We start from the raw sequence: 15,902 nt of genomic DNA, 5'->3' as shown, positions 1-15,902 counted from the left end.
CCTAAGGCCGGTCTCATCACTCGATGCCGCTGAATATCAAATCGATACAGGTGCAGAGATATGCGGGTGCGGATCGTAGCCCACAACCTCGAAATCTTCGAACTTGTAGTCGTAGATGGAAGCAGGCTTACGAAGCAGCTTCAGCTCAGGCAACTGACGTGGCTCACGAGCGATCTGGGTCTTCACCTGCTCCATATGGTTGGAGTAGATGTGTACATCGCTGAGCGAGATAACGATCTCACCCACGTCGAGATCACACTGCTGGGCGAGCATGTGAGTCAGGCACGCCAGGGATGCCGTGTTGTATGGGAGCCCCAAGAAGGTGTCGGACGACCTGATGAAGAGGTGCGCCGACAGCTTGTTGTCCACAACATAGAACTGGTACAGCAGGTGACACGGAGGCAGCGCCATCTTGCCTTGACGGGCATTTTCCTGAGGGCTCACCTTCTCGTCCGGCAGATACTCTACGTTCCAACCATGGAACAGGATTCGCCGGCTGTTGGGATTGGTCTTCAGCGCGTTAACGACGTAGTCAATCTGGTTGATTGTGCCGCCATCCTTGGTTGGCCAGGCAGTCCACTGCTTACCGTACACTGGCCCGAGGTCACCGTCTTCAGTAGCCCACTCGTTCCAAATCTTGACGCCATTCTCATTAAGCCACTTAACGTTGGTATCACCGCCAAGAAACCAAATGAGCTCATTAACAATGCTTTTGAAGTGCAACTTCTTTGTTGTGAGCAAAGGAAAGCCTTTTGACAGGTCATGACGGAACTGCCTGCCAAATACACTTATTGTGCCCGTACCAGTACGATCACCTTTCTGAGCACCATTTTCGAGAACATCACCCAGTAGATCCAGATAGCTTTTCATGAACTTTTCTCCACCTGGGCAGCTTCCAGGATACTGATAACTTGCTTAAGTTTATCAATTTCTTTCTGAGACTCCAAGAGCCGTTTATTGGCATCCGCCAAAAGGCTCATATAGGTATCTCTCGAACTTACCATACTTTGATACTTGTTCTCGTTGGTCTGAGCAACGTCATACGCTAATTTAGCCTCAGTAAACCAATGAAGCACTTCAATCCGAGCTGACTCTAACTTCTCAGTCAAAACCACCATAGGATCAACTGGCTTCTTATTAGAAACCTGCCTACGCAAAACTTCGATACGGCGATTTTCCTTGATAGTCTCAAGGCGCTCTAAAGGCCAAACACGTTGCCGGATGGTATTTCGATGCATACCGGTAATACGGCTAAGTTCGGCAACAGTTGCCTTCAGAGATTCGTTCGCACCGATATCAAAGAGTGCCCGAGTCAACAACTCTGTGTACTGATCAAAATCTTCCTTGTTCTTCTGATCGAATGCACGTGGATCACTCATTTCAGAGCTCCTCTTCCAGCAGCTGAAGGACGCCGTAAGCTTCCTCCATCGCCGCTTTGTTCTGCGCATGGGTGTGTGCGTAGGCTGGGTTACCAAGCATCGCCTTGTTTTGGTAATACACTTCTCGCCAAGCCGGAGCGTTAGCTTTGCTGACGATGGCATTCTGGCAACGGTTGGGGTTGCAGCGCAGCCCTCCAATGCATGGCAGCGAACTGTCAAACTCATCCACACCTCCACCGTAACAGAAGCCAGAGCCCACGTTGATAACCGCAATGTGCTGGTCGAGCATGGCCTCGAAAATGTCCTCCTTAGTATGCCCAGAGGCCATGTAACCCCGGAAAACCTTCCTAAGACTCTCCTTGTGAGCCTCGGCGTTCACACCTGCATAGCTACCGTCAGGGTCGAACCGCTGATGAATGCTCTCAAGCTCCGCTTCCTGACGAAGCGACCTCCCTTCCGCCTTCCGGGCACCAGCCCCCTTGGAAATCCTGTCGGCGATTTCGCCGTACAGCAGGGTGGTCTTGCTAAACCCACGATCAGAATGCCCCACACCCACAATCTCACCAAAGTGCTTTAGCTGGTGAGAGATAAACGGCAGTCCCAAGTCGGCACGATGCAGTTGGTAGGCCAAGGTATGACGCATCATGTAGGCGTGGAAGTCCAGATTCTCAAACGTCTCGGGTGGCAAGACACGCTCGAAAAATTTCTCCAGCGTGGCTTTGGTTGAACCGGCAGCAAATGGTTTCCCTTGCTCTCCAAAAGCAACGGTATCAACGTTCGAAAAGATATAGTCGTTGTTCTTGTATTTGCTGATCAGCTGGCACACCCGAACAGCGTCGCGAACAATGGGAATCGCGAGCCAGAAATCATCAAACAACTCAGCAAGGTTATCTTGATGCTTGCTCACATTACTTGCCAAAACCCAATAGCGCCCATCAGGTCGGAGGCTCGAGCTTGCGAGCAGCTCTGCATATTCTGAAGGACGCATCCCGGTATATTGACCAATAATGTAGAGACATGAATAGTTAACAAAATTCAGATAAAGCCTGAATTGATCATCGAGAGCCGACCCGGTGTCTTTCGCATATTGCTTAACAGCCCAAGGTGCTATTACAGAAAACAGCCTGCTAGAGTTCATGACATCGCTGCCCAGAACTTTAGCGACCTCATCAAAAGAGAAACCCTTGTTAGAAAGCCGCTTGTACACATACAAGTTGAATTTGAGCGGATTCAACCCACTCTGTTGCGAAGGAAAGTATTCCTTAGCGTTACGACGCGTCAGGCTAGCAACATCGATAACCTCTTCTCCCATCGCATCCAAAAAATCGACAATCGACAGCGAGGCCATCTGGGAAGAAATTTCGAAGACGCTGTTTGGTAAAATTTGCGACTTTTTCTCAGCATCCTTTGCAGGCCGATTTTTACCACCCAGGACTTTCCATTTCAGCTTGGAAAAGTCGACGAATGGCAGGCTCGCACCGAACACGTTCGCTTGCAGGTAGCCAGACTTGAGGTGCTTGAACAGCTTCTCAGTGTATTCGTCGTATACGTAGTCATAATCTTCGGCAGCTGCTGCATAGAAATGCGCAGGCAAGCATTGAATTGAGATCAGCTCACGATCCACGTGCTCCTTTCCAAGCTCAATAGCCGCGACGGCATAAACCTTATCCAAAAACCGAAGCCCGTTCTCATAGTCACTGATCAGCGAATTGGGCTTAAGCGGTTTCTTGCTGACTCTGGTGGATTTCCCATCCGCTGGAATCCCGCTCAGGGCCTTGAGGATGATCATGAATGCAGCTTTGAGCTCGAGAATCGCCAGCTCTGGAATGTTGGAATACTTCGTGAAATCGATGCGAAGTTTAGCCCCACGAATGTAGCGCGAGGCATTTGGGTAATCCGCATTGAAGTCCCAAACCCCGTCCACGAATGCAGAGCTCTGAGATACCTGCAAGTTATTGAGGTAGGACAGGAAAGCCCAGGCTTCCTGCTGGTCGCTCTCTGCTTCAATAGCAGAAAGCTGGCCTTGCAGCAGCGACAGGCTCGAGCGAAAACTTGAGAACCTCAAAAGGGTAGAAAAATTAATCTGCTCCATCATCACATCGCCACCCCATCCACCAGCACAGTCGTATCAACGAACTCCGAAAGACGACGGCCCTCGGCCAACTCTTCAGGCGTGAAATCAGATTTTGAGTGCAGAATGCCATCCAGCAACGCCAAGTTTTCGCGTACTACGCGTCCATACGGCGTATCCATGATGCGAGAAACCTCCTTGAGCGTGAGGTAGTCCCGCTCCATCGCGAACAGCTCTGGCAGGTTCGACGCAGTGAGCAAAACGTTCTCGCATCCCAGGCACATGTTGTACAACGCACAAGGGCTGCCGGGCACGTAGGAGCTCAGCTTCTTGATGAACTCCGGTGGGTTGAAAATGTTACGGCAGCTCGCTAGAGGAGTTTTGAAAACAACCTGTGGCCCATCGAGATTAACGACATCAATGAGGTTGGCTTCAGCCTCGCTGTTCGAGAGGCTATCAGCCAACTCGGCTGCTGACTCATGAAGCTCCCTGAGAGCCACATCCAGCTTGGAGCGTGCGATGTAGTTGAAGTCCATACGATCTAGGTAGGCCAGTGTGGTTTCAATATGCTTGTGGCCAAGAATCAACTGAATCTCACGGACGGGGACGTCACGCTCCACAAGCTCGCTGATGAAGCTGGGGCGCAACCTGGCAGGAGTGAGGTTCAAGGGCTGGCCATTGCTGTCCACGAAGCCTTTACGCTTACCGTAAGCAGCAAAGGCAACCCCTAGTGCGCCGTCCTTCCCAGTGGCGAAGGACTTGATTTCCATGAAGCTTTTCCGAGCACTGGATTGCCAGATGAATAGCTTATCTCGCATAACTGGGGGTGCAGATACGCGGATTTTGGCTGTCAGTGCCTTGATGTCTTCAAAAATCTGAGCGACAGCATACGATTGAGACGTGGTGAGCCAGGTGATGTCAGCTTCGAAAATATCGAGATGCATCAGCTTTTCACCGTCAGAACGCTCTTTCCAGTACCGGAGGCAAGGACGCCCAGTGAGCGGATGCTTAGGCTCGTAGTCATCCACATCAAGCAGCTTGATTGAGTCAGCGTTCAGCCCGGTGACTTGAGCCAGCTTGATCGCGTAAGGCGTGATCACCTGAGCGTCCACCAGATAGTGAACGCCCCAACCCTCTACAACCTCCCGCAGCCCGGTGCCTGAACGGCTCACGATACGCAGAAAGGCTCTCACATGAGGATCTTCACTGTCCTTCTGATCATGACCAACATGCGCGCAACCGAGCTTGTTCTCGAAAATCCAGCGAGCATTTTCAAGGGTATTGCAGCCTGGCTTTAAGCTGCCTTTCGCATCAATGGGATCTTCACCAATACCGCTTCGCTGGTAGGGCTGCGCAAGGGTGTTGTAGTGCTCTATATCCTCGTTCACGCTCGTAGAAATTCGAACACGCTCAGCGCTCGAGTATGGGCGATACGCATCAGTGACACGATCAGCATCAAACCCCTGACAGTTGATGAAATCTGATCCCGCGTAACCCTTGATATTTTTGATGGTCGTCAAGGTGCTACGGACGGCACTCACCAAGGTAGTCGCGGTAATCGGAGAAAGGGTGCCCTCAACAATATGGCGCTCGAGATACGAACGGAACAACGGGAGGCTGAACGGATCGAGAACCTCAGTCAGCGGCTCCAAGCCACTGAAGCCTTGCCCAGCGAGGAGCCTCGTGAACCATTTGAACCCCTCATGATAATTGCTCGCACCAGAGTCGCTGGTAGTACCCAGCGAAGCGGTGGCAAACGCATGTTTCAAGTCGTTGAATGGCCTACCTTCAGATGATTTTTCGAGACCGTCCAAGGTGGCAAAATCAAGCATCTGGAGTCGTTTAAAATCCACAAGAGCATTCTCCTGCGGCACAAACTCCTCCTTGGATTCAACCCGCTCCTTAACGGTCATATAGTCCGCAGAGGCGACCCCAAGAGACTGAAGATCAAGGTTGATTTCCTGGCAGGCGAGCCGCACGCCTTCATACCGGCTGTAGCCGTGCTTAATGGATTCAAGACCAGGAATGGGCTCTACCGCCTTTGAGAGGCTAAGTTTGTTGCCAAAAATCGGAAGCGCAAGTTTTTCTTCATGAGAGAGAGACTTGTACCAGCCCAGTAGTTTCAAACGCCAGTTACAACCAGCGGCTGTTTCTCCCTGATGAATGACACCGTCGATTAGCATATTGAGGATGAGCTTCTGCTCTGCAAGCTCAAACATCTTGATTGATGGGTCGAGATCCTTGCCTGCAATGTACGACTCGCTGAGCATCAGCGGAGCATAAGTACCACTGGAGTTATCGCTGAGCTCGACTTGGTAGTATTGGAGTGGATTTTCTTCCAGCGCCTTCAGCCACCTGAAAATCTTGCCACTCTCGACCGCACGTTCTGAAACATTCATTTCTTATCTCCCAACCTGATTTTCAGCGTCGTCTGAGCAGCAAGATCCGCCATGCTTTTTGCTTTGGTCGCAACCTCTCCAGTGTTCGGGCAAACCAAGTGGAAGATTTCCTGTGGCAACTTGGTATAAGTTCCTGTCGTGGATGTGTCTGAGTGGCCGAGTGACTTCTGAGCCATGAGGAGTTTGTTGAGATAGTCATCGCCGAAGTCAGGGCTAGTCAAAATCGCATATGCGTGACCATGACGAAGCTTATGGGGCGAAATCATGCGTTCAACCCGCTTACTCCTGACGGCGCGCTTAGAGAGCCGCTCAAGCAGTTTGCTAACGGCATCTGGATTAAAGGGCTGTCCCTCCGAATTGAAGAAGCACGGCGTTACATCAGCAGTCTCATAACGGCGAGCGTGCTTCTTATATAAGGGAGATGCGTGATAACGCTTGATACGTTCGAGCACAGCTCGACTCACAATTGAGTATCGTGGCTTGAGCTCATTCCCACGTCCTTTACTGCCGTCAATGTAAAGAGGGCAGTAATCAGGATGCACCCAATCAAGGTCATCATCCGGAACAAAGTTAGCTTGAGCAAACCCCAAAGCTTTATTCACAGCGCCCAAGGTAACCCTGCCAACTTCACTTCGGCGCAAACCCACATCAAAGATAGCTTGGATCAGGCATCGCTCCCTCTCGCTGCTCGCAGACTCAATAAGCGCTTTGAGTTCCTGCAATGAACAGGGATAAACCAAATCCTTCTTTGGAGCAGGAGAAAGAAAACCACCAGCATAAGGATTGTCCTCACGTCCTGGGCCTTTGTGCTTTCCGCCAACGCACAGGAAGTCATTGAACAGGGCCATATAACAAGCATCCCTGTTACGGATTGTAGTTGAGGTCAAACCATCCACTTCACGCAGGTGGGTAAAGTACCGTTGGATACCGAGTTTAGTTACGGCAAGAAGGATTTCGTCATAAGACGAGCTTTTGAAAGTTGGCGTGCCTTTCAGGTGTTCGAGCAAGTAACCAATGTTACGCCCATATGTCTCGGCTGACAGGGCCGCTAGGTTGGCGCTGCGAACTGCGAAGGTCAGGTACTCGCTTACAAGCGGTACAAGCCTCTCTTCTGAATCGAACAGCCCCACCGCCGTCACAGACACCCGGTCTGCCACTGTGGGCCCATCTTCGTTGAGCATCGACCCACCTAGGTCGAGCAACTGCTTCTCTTCGACTACAACCTTCACCGACTACCCCTTTTTGAAGGCCGCCCATCCTATGCAGAATGTGCAGCTTGTCAAGGTCAAGATGAAGTAGCACGAAAGACAAATTTTTTTAGGCGAGGAGCGTGTACTGTGCGCTTTTTCCTACGTCCGATAAAAGGCCCAGGTCGTTGGAGCGGATGTAGAGGGTCAGGGAGATTTCCCGGGTCTCGACATTGGGGTGGAACTGATACAGCAGATGGCACGGCGGCAGGGCCATTTCATCCAGCTGGGCGCAGTTCCAGCCGTGGAACAGGATCCGCCGGCTGCCCGGGTCGTTGATGATGGTGTCGACGCACTGGCGCACCTGGTCGATGGCCTTGTACAGCACCACGTAGCCCTGGCCGTCTTCCTCGCCGGCGGCGATCTGCCGGTAGCCCTGGCTCAGCGCCAGGTCGATGGCGGCCTGGTTGCTGGTCTTGATCTGCTTGTAGGCCGGCCATTTACGCCATTGCACGCCGTAGATCTCGCCCAGGTCGTCGTCGCCCTGGCGAAACGGGTTGGCCAGCCACTGGGCGTTTTCGTTGGCGTTCTGGTCCCAGACCTTGCAACCCAGGGCGCGGAACTCGGCGGCGTTGTTCACCCCACGCAGGAAGCCGACCATCTCGCCAATGGCCGACTTGAAGGCCATCTTGCGGGTGGTGATGGCCGGGAAACCTTCCTTGAGGTCGTAGCGCAGCATGGCCCCGGGGAAGCTGATGGTGTTCACACCGGTGCGGTTGGCCTGCTTGGTGCCGTTGTTGATGACGTGGGCCACCAGATCGAGATATTGCTTCATGAATTACCTGCATCCTTGAACCCGGGGCACGCCCCGGGATTCGAATTTATTGCGCCGCGCTCTGGGCCGGAGCGCGATGATAAGCCAGCCAGATCAGCCCCAGGCCGCCGAGGATCATCGGCACGCACAGCACCTGCCCCATGGTCAGCCAGTTCCACGCCAGGTAGCCCAGCTGTGCGTCCGGCACCCGGACGAACTCGACGATGAAGCGGAAGATCCCGTAGAACAGCGCGAACATACCGGAAACCGCCATGGTCGGCCGCGGTTTGCGCGAGAACAGCCAGAGGATCAGGAACAGCGCCACGCCTTCCAGGGCGAACTGATACAGCTGCGACGGATGACGCGGCAACTGCGCCGGATCGCTGAACGGCGGGAAGATCATCGCCCACGGCACATCGGTGGGTTTGCCCCACAACTCGGCGTTGATGAAGTTGCCGATCCGCCCGGCGCCCAGGCCGATCGGCACCATCGGCGCGACGAAGTCCATCAGCTCGAAGAAGCTCTTGTTGTTGCGCTTGCCGAACCACCAGGCCGCCAGCATCACCCCGATGAAGCCACCGTGGAACGACATGCCGCCCTTCCACACTTCGAAGATCAGGGTCGGGTTGGCCAGGTAGGCGCTCAGGTCGTAGAACAGCACGTAACCCAGGCGGCCGCCGACGATCACCCCCATGGACATCCAGAACACCATGTCCGAGAGCTTCTCCTTGCTCCAGGTCGGATCGAAACGGTTCAGCCGGCGCGAGGCCAGCAGCCAGGCACCGCCGATGCCGATCAGGTACATCAGGCCGTACCAGTGGATTTTCAGCGGGCCGATGGCCAGGGCCACCGGATCAATCTGCGGGTAAGGCAGCATTGCGACTCCTCGTCAGGGTTAGAACTCAAATATTCCCAGGCAAACTGCCAGCCCGGGATTAAGCCAGGATTGCGTCATCGCTCAGAACAGGAAGCTGATCCCCACGCCAAACAGTAGCGCGGCGAACATCCGCTTCAACAGGCGCGGCGACAGTTTATGGGCCAGGCGCGCGCCGATCCGGGCGAACACCATGCTGGTCAGGGCAATGCCCAACAGCGCCGGCAAATACACGAAGCCGAGACTATGAGCCGGAAGCTGCGGATCATGCCAGCCCAGAATCATGAAACTTAAGGCGCTGGCCAGGGCGATGGGCAAACCGCAGGCCGAGGAGGTGGCCACAGCCTGCTGCATCGGTACGCTGCGCCAGGTGAGAAACGGCACGGTCAGCGAGCCACCGCCGATGCCAAAGATCGCCGAGGCCCAGCCGATCACCCCGCCGGCCGCGGCCAGGCCCCATTTGCCGGGCACCTGGCGGCTGGCCTTGGGCTTGAGTTCCAGGGTCATCTGCAGGGCCACCAGCAGGGCAAAGACGCCGATGATCTTCTGCAGGTGCGGGCCGGAAATGGCTTCCGCCGTCAGCGCGCCGAAACCGGCCCCCAGGAGAATGCCTGCGGCCATCCAGGCAAAGATCGGCCAGCGCACCGCGCCGCGCCGATGGTGTTCACGGACCGCATTGACCGAGGTGAAGATGATGCTGGCCAGAGAGGTGCCCACCGCCAGATGGGTCAGTACCGAGGCATCGAAGCCTTGCAGGGTGAAACTGAACACCAGCACCGGGACGATGATGATCCCACCGCCCACGCCGAACAGCCCGGCCAGTACGCCCGCGCAGGCGCCCAGCAGCAGATAGAGCAGAAATTCCATGGGAGCATCCGAAAATGAGAGCGGCATGGTAACGGAAGCGCTACCCCGGACTCCACTGGATGGCGATGGATACCCCGGGGTTGTGTGCGTAGAGTGAGCAAAAACACCCAGGGGGTCACCTCAATGTGCTTGATCGTTTTCGCCTGGCGGCCGGGCCACGCCCAGCCCCTGATCGTCGCGGCCAACCGCGATGAGTTCTACGCTCGCCCCAGCCTGCCCCTGGGGCAATGGCCGGAGTCGCCGCAGATCCACGCCGGACGCGACCTGGAGGCCGGCGGCACCTGGCTTGGGGTCGGTGCCCATGGCCGCTTTGCCGCCCTGACCAATATCCGCAACCCGCACCAACCGCCCGCGCGGCGTTCCCGGGGCGAACTGGTGGCGCGCTTTCTCGCCGGCGATATTGCCCTGGAAGACTACTTGCGCGATGTCGTCGGCCGTTCGGTGGAGTACGCCGGCTTCAACCTGCTGCTGGGCACCGGCGATCAGCTGTGGCACTACAACGCGCAGGACCTGGAGCCCCAATTGCTCAAGCCCGGGGTCTACGGCCTGTCCAATGCCGGGCTCGACACGCCCTGGCCAAAGCTGCTCAAGGCCAGGGCGGCGCTGCAGGAAGTGCTGCATGACCCCAAGCCCCAGGCGCTGCTGGCGCTCTTGAGCGATCCGCAGACCGCGCCCTTCGCCGAGTTGCCGGACACCGGTGTCGGGCTGGCCACGGAAAGCCTGCTGTCCAGCGTGTTCATCGCCAGCCCCAGCTACGGCACACGGGCCAGCACCGCGCTGATCGTCAACGCCGACGGCTCGCGGCATCTGGTCGAACGCAGCTTTGGCCCTTATGGCGGGCATCTGGGGGAGGTCGAGCTGAAGGTGTGAAGCGCGTTCGCCGGCAAGCCAGCTCCCGTGGGAGCCGGCTTGCCAGCGAGGAAAACACCTCGATTACAGGGTCTTGTTCGACGCCGGATTGATCATCCGCGCCAACCCGAGTTTCTTCAGGGCCAGTTGCAGCGAGCTGTGGATAACTTGCGGGTTGTCGATGGTCATCATCTCGTCCAGCAGTTCCTTGGCCTTGCTCAGGCTGATCTGGCGCAGCATCCACTTCACTTTCGGCAGGTTGGTGGCGTTCATCGACAGGCTGTCGAAACCCATGGCCATCAGCAGCACCGCGGCCGCCGGATCGCCAGCCATCTCACCGCAGATGCTCACCGGCTTGCCTTCGGCATGGGCATCACGCACCACGTTCTGCAGGGCTTGCAGCACCGCCGGATGCAGGTAGTCGTAAAGATCGGCGACCCGCGGGTTGTTGCGGTCCACCGCCAGCAAGTACTGGGTCAAGTCGTTGGAGCCCACCGAGAGGAAGTCCACCTGGCGCGCCAGTTCCCGGGTCTGATACACCGCCGCCGGAATCTCGATCATCACCCCCACCGGCGGCATGGGCACGTCGGTGCCTTCGTCACGCACTTCGCCCCAGGCACGGTGAATCAGGTGCAGGGCTTCTTCCAGTTCGTGGATGCCGGAAATCATCGGCAGCAGGATACGCAGGTTGTTCAGGCCTTCGCTGGCCTTGAGCATGGCCCGGGCCTGCACCAGGAAGATTTCCGGGTGGTCGAGGGTCACGCGGATGCCGCGCCAGCCGAGGAAGGGGTTGTCTTCCTTGATCGGGAAGTACGACAGCGACTTGTCGCCACCGATGTCCAGGCTGCGCATGGTGACCGGCTGAGGATGGAATGCCGCCAGTTGCTCGCGATAGATCGCCAGCTGCTCTTTTTCACTGGGGAAGCGCTGGTTGATCATGAACGGCACTTCGGTGCGGTACAGGCCTACGCCCTCGGCACCACGCTTCTGCGCCCGAGCCACATCGGCCAGCAGGCCGGTGTTGACCCACAACGGCATGCGGTGGCCATCGGGGGTGATGCAAGGCAGGTCGCGCAAGGCGTCCAGGCCCTGGGCCAGTTGCCGCTCTTCTTCCACCACATCGGCGAACTGCTTGCGCAGTACCTCGCTGGGGTTGGTGTAGACCTCACCGTGGTAGCCGTCGACGATCATCTGGATGCCGTCGACCTTGGAATACGGCAGGTCCACCAGGCCCATCACCGTGGGAATGCCCATGGCCCGGGCCAGGATCGCCACGTGGGAGTTGCCCGAACCCAGCACCGACACCAGCCCCACCAGCTTGCCTTCGGGCACTTCGCCGAGCATGGCCGGGGTCAGTTCTTCACTGACCAGGATGGTGTTGTCGGGGTAGACCAGGGTCTGCTGGCGTTCTTCCTGCAGGTAGGCCAGGAGCCGGCGCCCCAGGTCCTTGACGTCCGAGGCGCGCTCACGCAGGTAGGCGTCGTCCATCAATTCGAAACGGTTGACGTGATCGGTGACCACCTGGCGCAACGCACCCTGGGCCCATTGCCCGGTCTTGATCACGGTCTTGACTTCGCTGCCCAGGGAGGCGTCGTCGAGCATCATCAGGTAGACGTCGAACAGCGCGCGCTCTTCCGGGCGCAACTGGGTGGCAAGTTTTTCCGACAGCGCGCGCATGTCAGCACGCACCCCTTCCAGGGCGCTCTTGAACAGCGCCAGCTCGGCATCGATGTCGGTGATGTGTTTGTCCGGCACCACGTCCAGGTCGGCCGGCGGCAGCATCACCACCGCGCTACCTACCGCGGCGCCGGGGGAGCCGGGTACGCCGACGAACTTGGCTTCCTGGATGCCCTTGCCCTGGCGTCCCAGGCCGCGGATCGAACCAGTGGCCTCGGCATGGGCGATCACCCCGGCCAGTTGCGCGCTCATGGTCACCAGGAAGGCTTCTTCGCCCTCGTCGAACTGACGGCGCTCTTTCTGCTGGATGACCAGTACGCCCACCACCCGACGGTGGTGAATGATCGGGGCACCGAGGAACGAGGCATAACGCTCTTCACCGGTTTCGGCGAAGTAGCGATAACGCGGGTGATCGGCGGCGTTTTCCAGGTTGAGGGGTTCTTCCCGAGTGCCCACCAGACCGACCAGGCCTTCGTTGGGGGCCATGCTGACCTTGCCGATTGAGCGCTTGTTCAAGCCCTCGGTGGCCATCAGCACGAAACGGTTGGTTTCCGGGTCCAGCAGATAGACCGAGCAGACCTGGCTGCCCATGGCCTCTTTGACGCGCAATACAATAATCCCCAACGCCGCCTTGAGATCCTTGGCGGAGTTAACTTCCTGGACGATCTTGCGCAGCGTATTGAGCATGGCTCGGGGTCGAACTCCGTCGTCAGTCGCGCACTAAAAGGCGCGGGGCAAGCTCTTTGAGAGCGCGGCGATACACTTCGCGCTTGAATGTCACCACCTGGCCCAACGGATACCAATAACTGACCCAGCGCCAGCCATCGAATTCCGGTTTACCGGTCAAATCCATCCGCACCCGCTGCTCGTTGGAGATCAGGCGCAGGAGAAACCATTTCTGTTTCTGGCCGATGCACAGCGGCTGGCTGTGGGTTCGGACCAGACGCTGCGGCAAACGATAGCGCAACCAGCCCCGGGTGCAGGCGAGAATTTGCACATCTTCGCGCTCCAGCCCTACTTCTTCGTTCAACTCGCGGTACAAGGCGTCTTCCGGCGTCTCGTCGGGGTTGATCCCGCCTTGAGGAAACTGCCAGGCATCTTGATTGATACGGCGAGCCCATAGCACCTGTCCGGCATCATTGGTCAGAATGATCCCGACATTGGGGCGGAAACCATCGGGGTCGATCACGGCTACAACCTCGCAAACGCATGTCGCCGCATTGTTCCACAAAGCTTGGGAATGCAGCAACGAGGCTGCTCAGCTTATGTGCACTCTTGTGAAAAGACCGTATTCTGGGCACCTTTTTCCGCGACTTTTCAGTGAGTAACTGCAATGCGCCTGGCTTTATTCGACTTGGACAACACGCTGCTTGGCGGCGACAGCGACCACGCCTGGGGCGACTACCTGTGCGAGCGGGGCTTCCTCGACGCCGTCGCCTACAAGACCCGCAACGACGAGTTCTACCAGGACTACCTGGCCGGCCAACTCGACAACGCCGCCTACCTGAACTTCTGCCTGGAAATCCTCGGCCGCACCGAGATGGCCGTGCTCCAACAGTGGCATCGCGACTACATGCGCGACTGCATCGAACCCATCCTCTTGCCCAAGGCCCAGGCGCTGCTGGATCAGCACCGCGAGGCCGGCGACAAGCTGGTGATCATCACCGCCACCAATCGTTTCATCACCGCACCGATCGCCGAGCGCCTGGGGGTTGAACACCTGATCGCCACCGAATGCGAGATGCATGAGGGTCGCTACACCGGACGCAGCACCGACGTGCCCTGCTTCCGCGAAGGCAAGGTCATCCGTCTCAAGCGCTGGCTGGAAGAAACCGGCCACGACCTGGAAGACAGCTACTTCTACAGCGACTCGATGAATGACCTGCCGCTGCTGGAACAAGTGAGCAACCCGGTGGCCGTCGATCCCGACCCGAACCTGCGGGCCGAAGCCGAGAAACGCGGATGGCAGGTCATCAGCCTGCGCGATTGATCCGCGCGCTGGCGAGCCGGCTGTAGGCACCGGCTTGCCAGCGACAGGCCCTACACCGGCTTGGCCACCATCAGGTAGAAAATCGCCATGAAGGCCAGGAACGCCGGCCAGCCGAGGGCAAACCACCAGCGCATATAAAGGTGGGCCCGCATCGGCATCGCCACCCCATCACGCAAGGCCTGCTCGGCCATCTTGTGCACCCGGATCTGCAACCAGACCACCGGCAGCCAGCACAGCCCCGCCACGACATAGAGCCCCAGGCTCCACAGCAGCCAGGCCTGCTGGATCGGCCAGCCCGCCAGATGCACCAGCCCCAGGCCGCTCAATGGCTGGAACACCGCCGTGGTGGCGGTAAAGGCCCAATCGGCGAACACCAGGTGCTTGAAGGTCACGGCAATCACTTCCACCCGACCACTGCGCCAGGCCCGCAAGGCGTAATAGGCCGAGCCGGCACCGAGCCCGAACAGCACGGTCGAGGACAGGATATGCAGGGTTTTCAACAGCAGATAAGCACTCATCGACGGGGTTCGGTCCACAACAGCCAGAGGGTCGCCACCATCAACACCAGGTTCTTGGCCACGGCGGCATAAGGGTCAAACCAGAAATGCGGCAGGATCAGGCTGATGATCAGGGTGTAGCCGAGCATCAACCCCAACTGCAACTGCAAGGCCCGACGACGCCAGCGCCGCAGCAGCAGGCCGACACCCAGCAGCGCATCGCAGAGTGATCCGCCGACTACCGCCAGGGCCGCCCAGGCGCCCTGCACGCCAGCCTCGGCCATGATTCGCAGGCCCCAGTCGTAGCCCGGGCCGACGCACACCAGCGCCGTACCCAGCCAGATCAACACCATCACCGCAAGCAGCAGCGGGCGCAGGGCCAGCTGGGTGCTTTGCGCGGCCTGCGGCCAGTCGTGCAGGCGAGCCGCCAGGGGCGCCGCGTGATAACCGCAGACCGACGCCAGCACTTCAGGGTCCGCCAGGTTATCGCTGCGAGCCATGGCCAGGCTCTGCCGGTTCAGTGCTCGCCAGCCCAGGCGATCTCCTGCGCCAGCCAACAGCTTGAGCAACACCGAAGGCAGCTGGAAGTAACGGGCCGGGGCCCAGCCCTGGGCCGCGCGCAGACGGTCCAGCAGCTGCGCCATGGTCATTCGCTCCGGGCCGACCAGGGGCAGGATCATGGATTCCTGCGGCCATTGCCTGAGCAACGCCAGCACCGCCGCGCTCAAATCCTCGATATGCAGGGGCTGCATCTGCGCCTTGCTGGACAACAGTGGCAGCAACGGCCAGGGCGACATCTTCGCCAGCCAGCCGCTGCTGGCACCACCGGCGCCCAGCACCAGCGACGGCCGCAGCACCACCGCCGGAATCCCCGAGCGCAGCAGGTAATCATCTGCCGCGGCCTTGCTGGCAAGAAATGGCACGTGGGGCTGGGTGCCGGCACCCAATGCGGAAATCTGCAGCACCCGCACGCCTCGGCTCGCCGCCAGATCGAACAGGGCACGGGTGCCCAGGTCCTGGGTCAGGGTCAGCGCCCGGGCATCGGTGCTCAGCAACCCGGCGGCATTGATCAGTACATCGGTATCGGCGGGCAGGACAAAGGGCTGGGGCTCATGCCCCAGGCGATCGAGGTCCAGTTGTCGCCATTCCACCCCCGGCAGGCTGCACGGCTGTGGATGACGGCTGGTAGCGATCAACTGATGACCGGCGGCATGCAGGGCCGCCAACAGATGGCGGCCGACAAACCCTGTGGCCCCCACCAGAACAACCTTCATGGCAATCCTTAAGGTTCACGCCGG

At 58.1% G+C, this 15,902-nt stretch carries 13 protein-coding genes and 1 pseudogene; 2 read left to right on the top strand and 12 right to left on the bottom strand.

Annotation, left to right across the window (positions count from 1 at the left end):
- Nucleotides 1-36: 36 nt before the first annotated feature.
- The 8 genes and pseudogenes from GGI48_RS16790 to GGI48_RS16755 all read right to left on the bottom strand — a co-directional run bounded on the left by GGI48_RS16790 (nt 37) and on the right by GGI48_RS16755 (nt 9,591).
- Nucleotides 37-870 (bottom strand): thymidylate synthase, encoded by an 834-nt coding sequence (locus GGI48_RS16790; protein ID WP_053486357.1) that lies wholly within the window; start codon nt 868-870, stop codon nt 37-39.
- Nucleotides 867-1,379 (bottom strand): hypothetical protein, encoded by a 513-nt coding sequence (locus GGI48_RS16785; RefSeq protein ID WP_179599204.1) that lies wholly within the window; start codon nt 1,377-1,379, stop codon nt 867-869. The genes GGI48_RS16790 and GGI48_RS16785 overlap by 4 nt, the downstream gene beginning before the upstream one ends.
- A 1-nt stretch (nt 1,380) precedes the next feature.
- On the bottom strand, nt 1,381-3,474 hold the full coding sequence (locus tag GGI48_RS16780; RefSeq protein WP_179599202.1) for a site-specific integrase: 2,094 nt from the start codon (nt 3,472-3,474) through the stop codon (nt 1,381-1,383).
- A complete protein-coding gene (locus GGI48_RS16775) occupies nt 3,474-5,849 on the bottom strand; it encodes a tyrosine-type recombinase/integrase (RefSeq protein WP_179599200.1) in 2,376 nt (791 codons plus the stop codon). The genes GGI48_RS16780 and GGI48_RS16775 overlap by 1 nt, the downstream gene beginning before the upstream one ends.
- Nucleotides 5,846-7,078: a tyrosine-type recombinase/integrase gene (locus GGI48_RS16770; protein ID WP_260620442.1), complete on the bottom strand. Its 1,233-nt coding sequence runs from the start codon at nt 7,076-7,078 to the stop codon at nt 5,846-5,848. Before GGI48_RS16770 ends, GGI48_RS16775 begins: the two co-directional genes overlap by 4 nt.
- A gap of 133 nt (nt 7,079-7,211) precedes the next feature.
- Nucleotides 7,212-7,871, bottom strand: a pseudogene (thyA, locus tag GGI48_RS16765) (thymidylate synthase); the annotation flags it as partial.
- Nucleotides 7,872-7,917: 46 nt separating this feature from the next.
- Entirely contained in the window at nt 7,918-8,727 is an 810-nt protein-coding gene (lgt, locus tag GGI48_RS16760) for a prolipoprotein diacylglyceryl transferase (RefSeq protein ID WP_016967543.1), read from the bottom strand.
- Nucleotides 8,728-8,808: 81 nt separating this feature from the next.
- The gene (locus GGI48_RS16755; protein WP_047306525.1) at nt 8,809-9,591 is read right to left on the bottom strand and encodes a sulfite exporter TauE/SafE family protein; all 783 of its coding nucleotides are present in this window, start codon (nt 9,589-9,591) and stop codon (nt 8,809-8,811) included.
- A 123-nt stretch (nt 9,592-9,714) separates the two neighbouring features.
- Here GGI48_RS16755 and GGI48_RS16750 point away from each other — a divergent pair, with 123 nt between their 5' ends.
- On the top strand, nt 9,715-10,461 hold the full coding sequence (locus GGI48_RS16750) for an NRDE family protein (RefSeq protein WP_016967541.1): 747 nt from the start codon (nt 9,715-9,717) through the stop codon (nt 10,459-10,461).
- Nucleotides 10,462-10,524: 63 nt separating this feature from the next.
- On the opposite strand, the gene ptsP is transcribed toward GGI48_RS16750, so the two are convergent.
- Entirely contained in the window at nt 10,525-12,804 is a 2,280-nt protein-coding gene (gene ptsP / locus GGI48_RS16745) for a phosphoenolpyruvate--protein phosphotransferase (protein ID WP_047306526.1), read from the bottom strand.
- 22 nt (nt 12,805-12,826) lie between these two features.
- Nucleotides 12,827-13,306, bottom strand: a complete 480-nt coding sequence (locus GGI48_RS16740; protein ID WP_011064073.1) for an RNA pyrophosphohydrolase — start codon at nt 13,304-13,306, stop codon at nt 12,827-12,829.
- Nucleotides 13,307-13,450: 144 nt separating this feature from the next.
- Here GGI48_RS16740 and GGI48_RS16735 point away from each other — a divergent pair, with 144 nt between their 5' ends.
- Complete coding sequence (locus tag GGI48_RS16735) at nt 13,451-14,107, top strand: HAD family hydrolase (protein ID WP_016967275.1); 657 nt, start codon at nt 13,451-13,453, stop codon at nt 14,105-14,107.
- Nucleotides 14,108-14,157: 50 nt separating this feature from the next.
- On the opposite strand, the gene GGI48_RS16730 is transcribed toward GGI48_RS16735, so the two are convergent.
- Nucleotides 14,158-14,625 carry a DUF2269 family protein gene (locus tag GGI48_RS16730; protein ID WP_016967274.1) on the bottom strand — a complete coding sequence of 156 codons (468 nt, stop codon included), beginning with the start codon at nt 14,623-14,625 and terminating at the stop codon, nt 14,158-14,160.
- Entirely contained in the window at nt 14,622-15,878 is a 1,257-nt protein-coding gene (locus tag GGI48_RS16725; RefSeq protein WP_179599196.1) for a DoxX-like family protein, read from the bottom strand. The genes GGI48_RS16730 and GGI48_RS16725 overlap by 4 nt, the downstream gene beginning before the upstream one ends.
- Between the last annotated feature and the right edge of the window lie 24 nt (nt 15,879-15,902).

This window comes from Pseudomonas protegens, from assembly GCF_013407925.2.
Classification (GTDB): Bacteria; Pseudomonadota; Gammaproteobacteria; order Pseudomonadales; family Pseudomonadaceae; genus Aquipseudomonas; species Aquipseudomonas fluorescens_AP.
Note: the sequence above shows the minus strand (reverse complement) of the source record. Positions and strands in the feature narration are given on the sequence as shown.

Coding starts and splice junctions, on each gene's coding strand:
- GGI48_RS16790 (WP_053486357.1), bottom strand. CDS start 870: ATGAAAAGCTATCTGGATCTACTGGGTGATGTTCTCGAAAATGGTGCT.
- GGI48_RS16785 (WP_179599204.1), bottom strand. CDS start 1,379: ATGAGTGATCCACGTGCATTCGATCAGAAGAACAAGGAAGATTTTGAT.
- GGI48_RS16780 (WP_179599202.1), bottom strand. CDS start 3,474: ATGATGGAGCAGATTAATTTTTCTACCCTTTTGAGGTTCTCAAGTTTT.
- GGI48_RS16775 (WP_179599200.1), bottom strand. CDS start 5,849: ATGAATGTTTCAGAACGTGCGGTCGAGAGTGGCAAGATTTTCAGGTGG.
- lgt (WP_016967543.1), bottom strand. CDS start 8,727: ATGCTGCCTTACCCGCAGATTGATCCGGTGGCCCTGGCCATCGGCCCG.
- GGI48_RS16755 (WP_047306525.1), bottom strand. CDS start 9,591: ATGGAATTTCTGCTCTATCTGCTGCTGGGCGCCTGCGCGGGCGTACTG.
- GGI48_RS16750 (WP_016967541.1), top strand. CDS start 9,715: ATGTGCTTGATCGTTTTCGCCTGGCGGCCGGGCCACGCCCAGCCCCTG.
- ptsP (WP_047306526.1), bottom strand. CDS start 12,804: ATGCTCAATACGCTGCGCAAGATCGTCCAGGAAGTTAACTCCGCCAAG.
- GGI48_RS16735 (WP_016967275.1), top strand. CDS start 13,451: ATGCGCCTGGCTTTATTCGACTTGGACAACACGCTGCTTGGCGGCGAC.
- GGI48_RS16730 (WP_016967274.1), bottom strand. CDS start 14,625: ATGAGTGCTTATCTGCTGTTGAAAACCCTGCATATCCTGTCCTCGACC.
- GGI48_RS16725 (WP_179599196.1), bottom strand. CDS start 15,878: ATGAAGGTTGTTCTGGTGGGGGCCACAGGGTTTGTCGGCCGCCATCTG.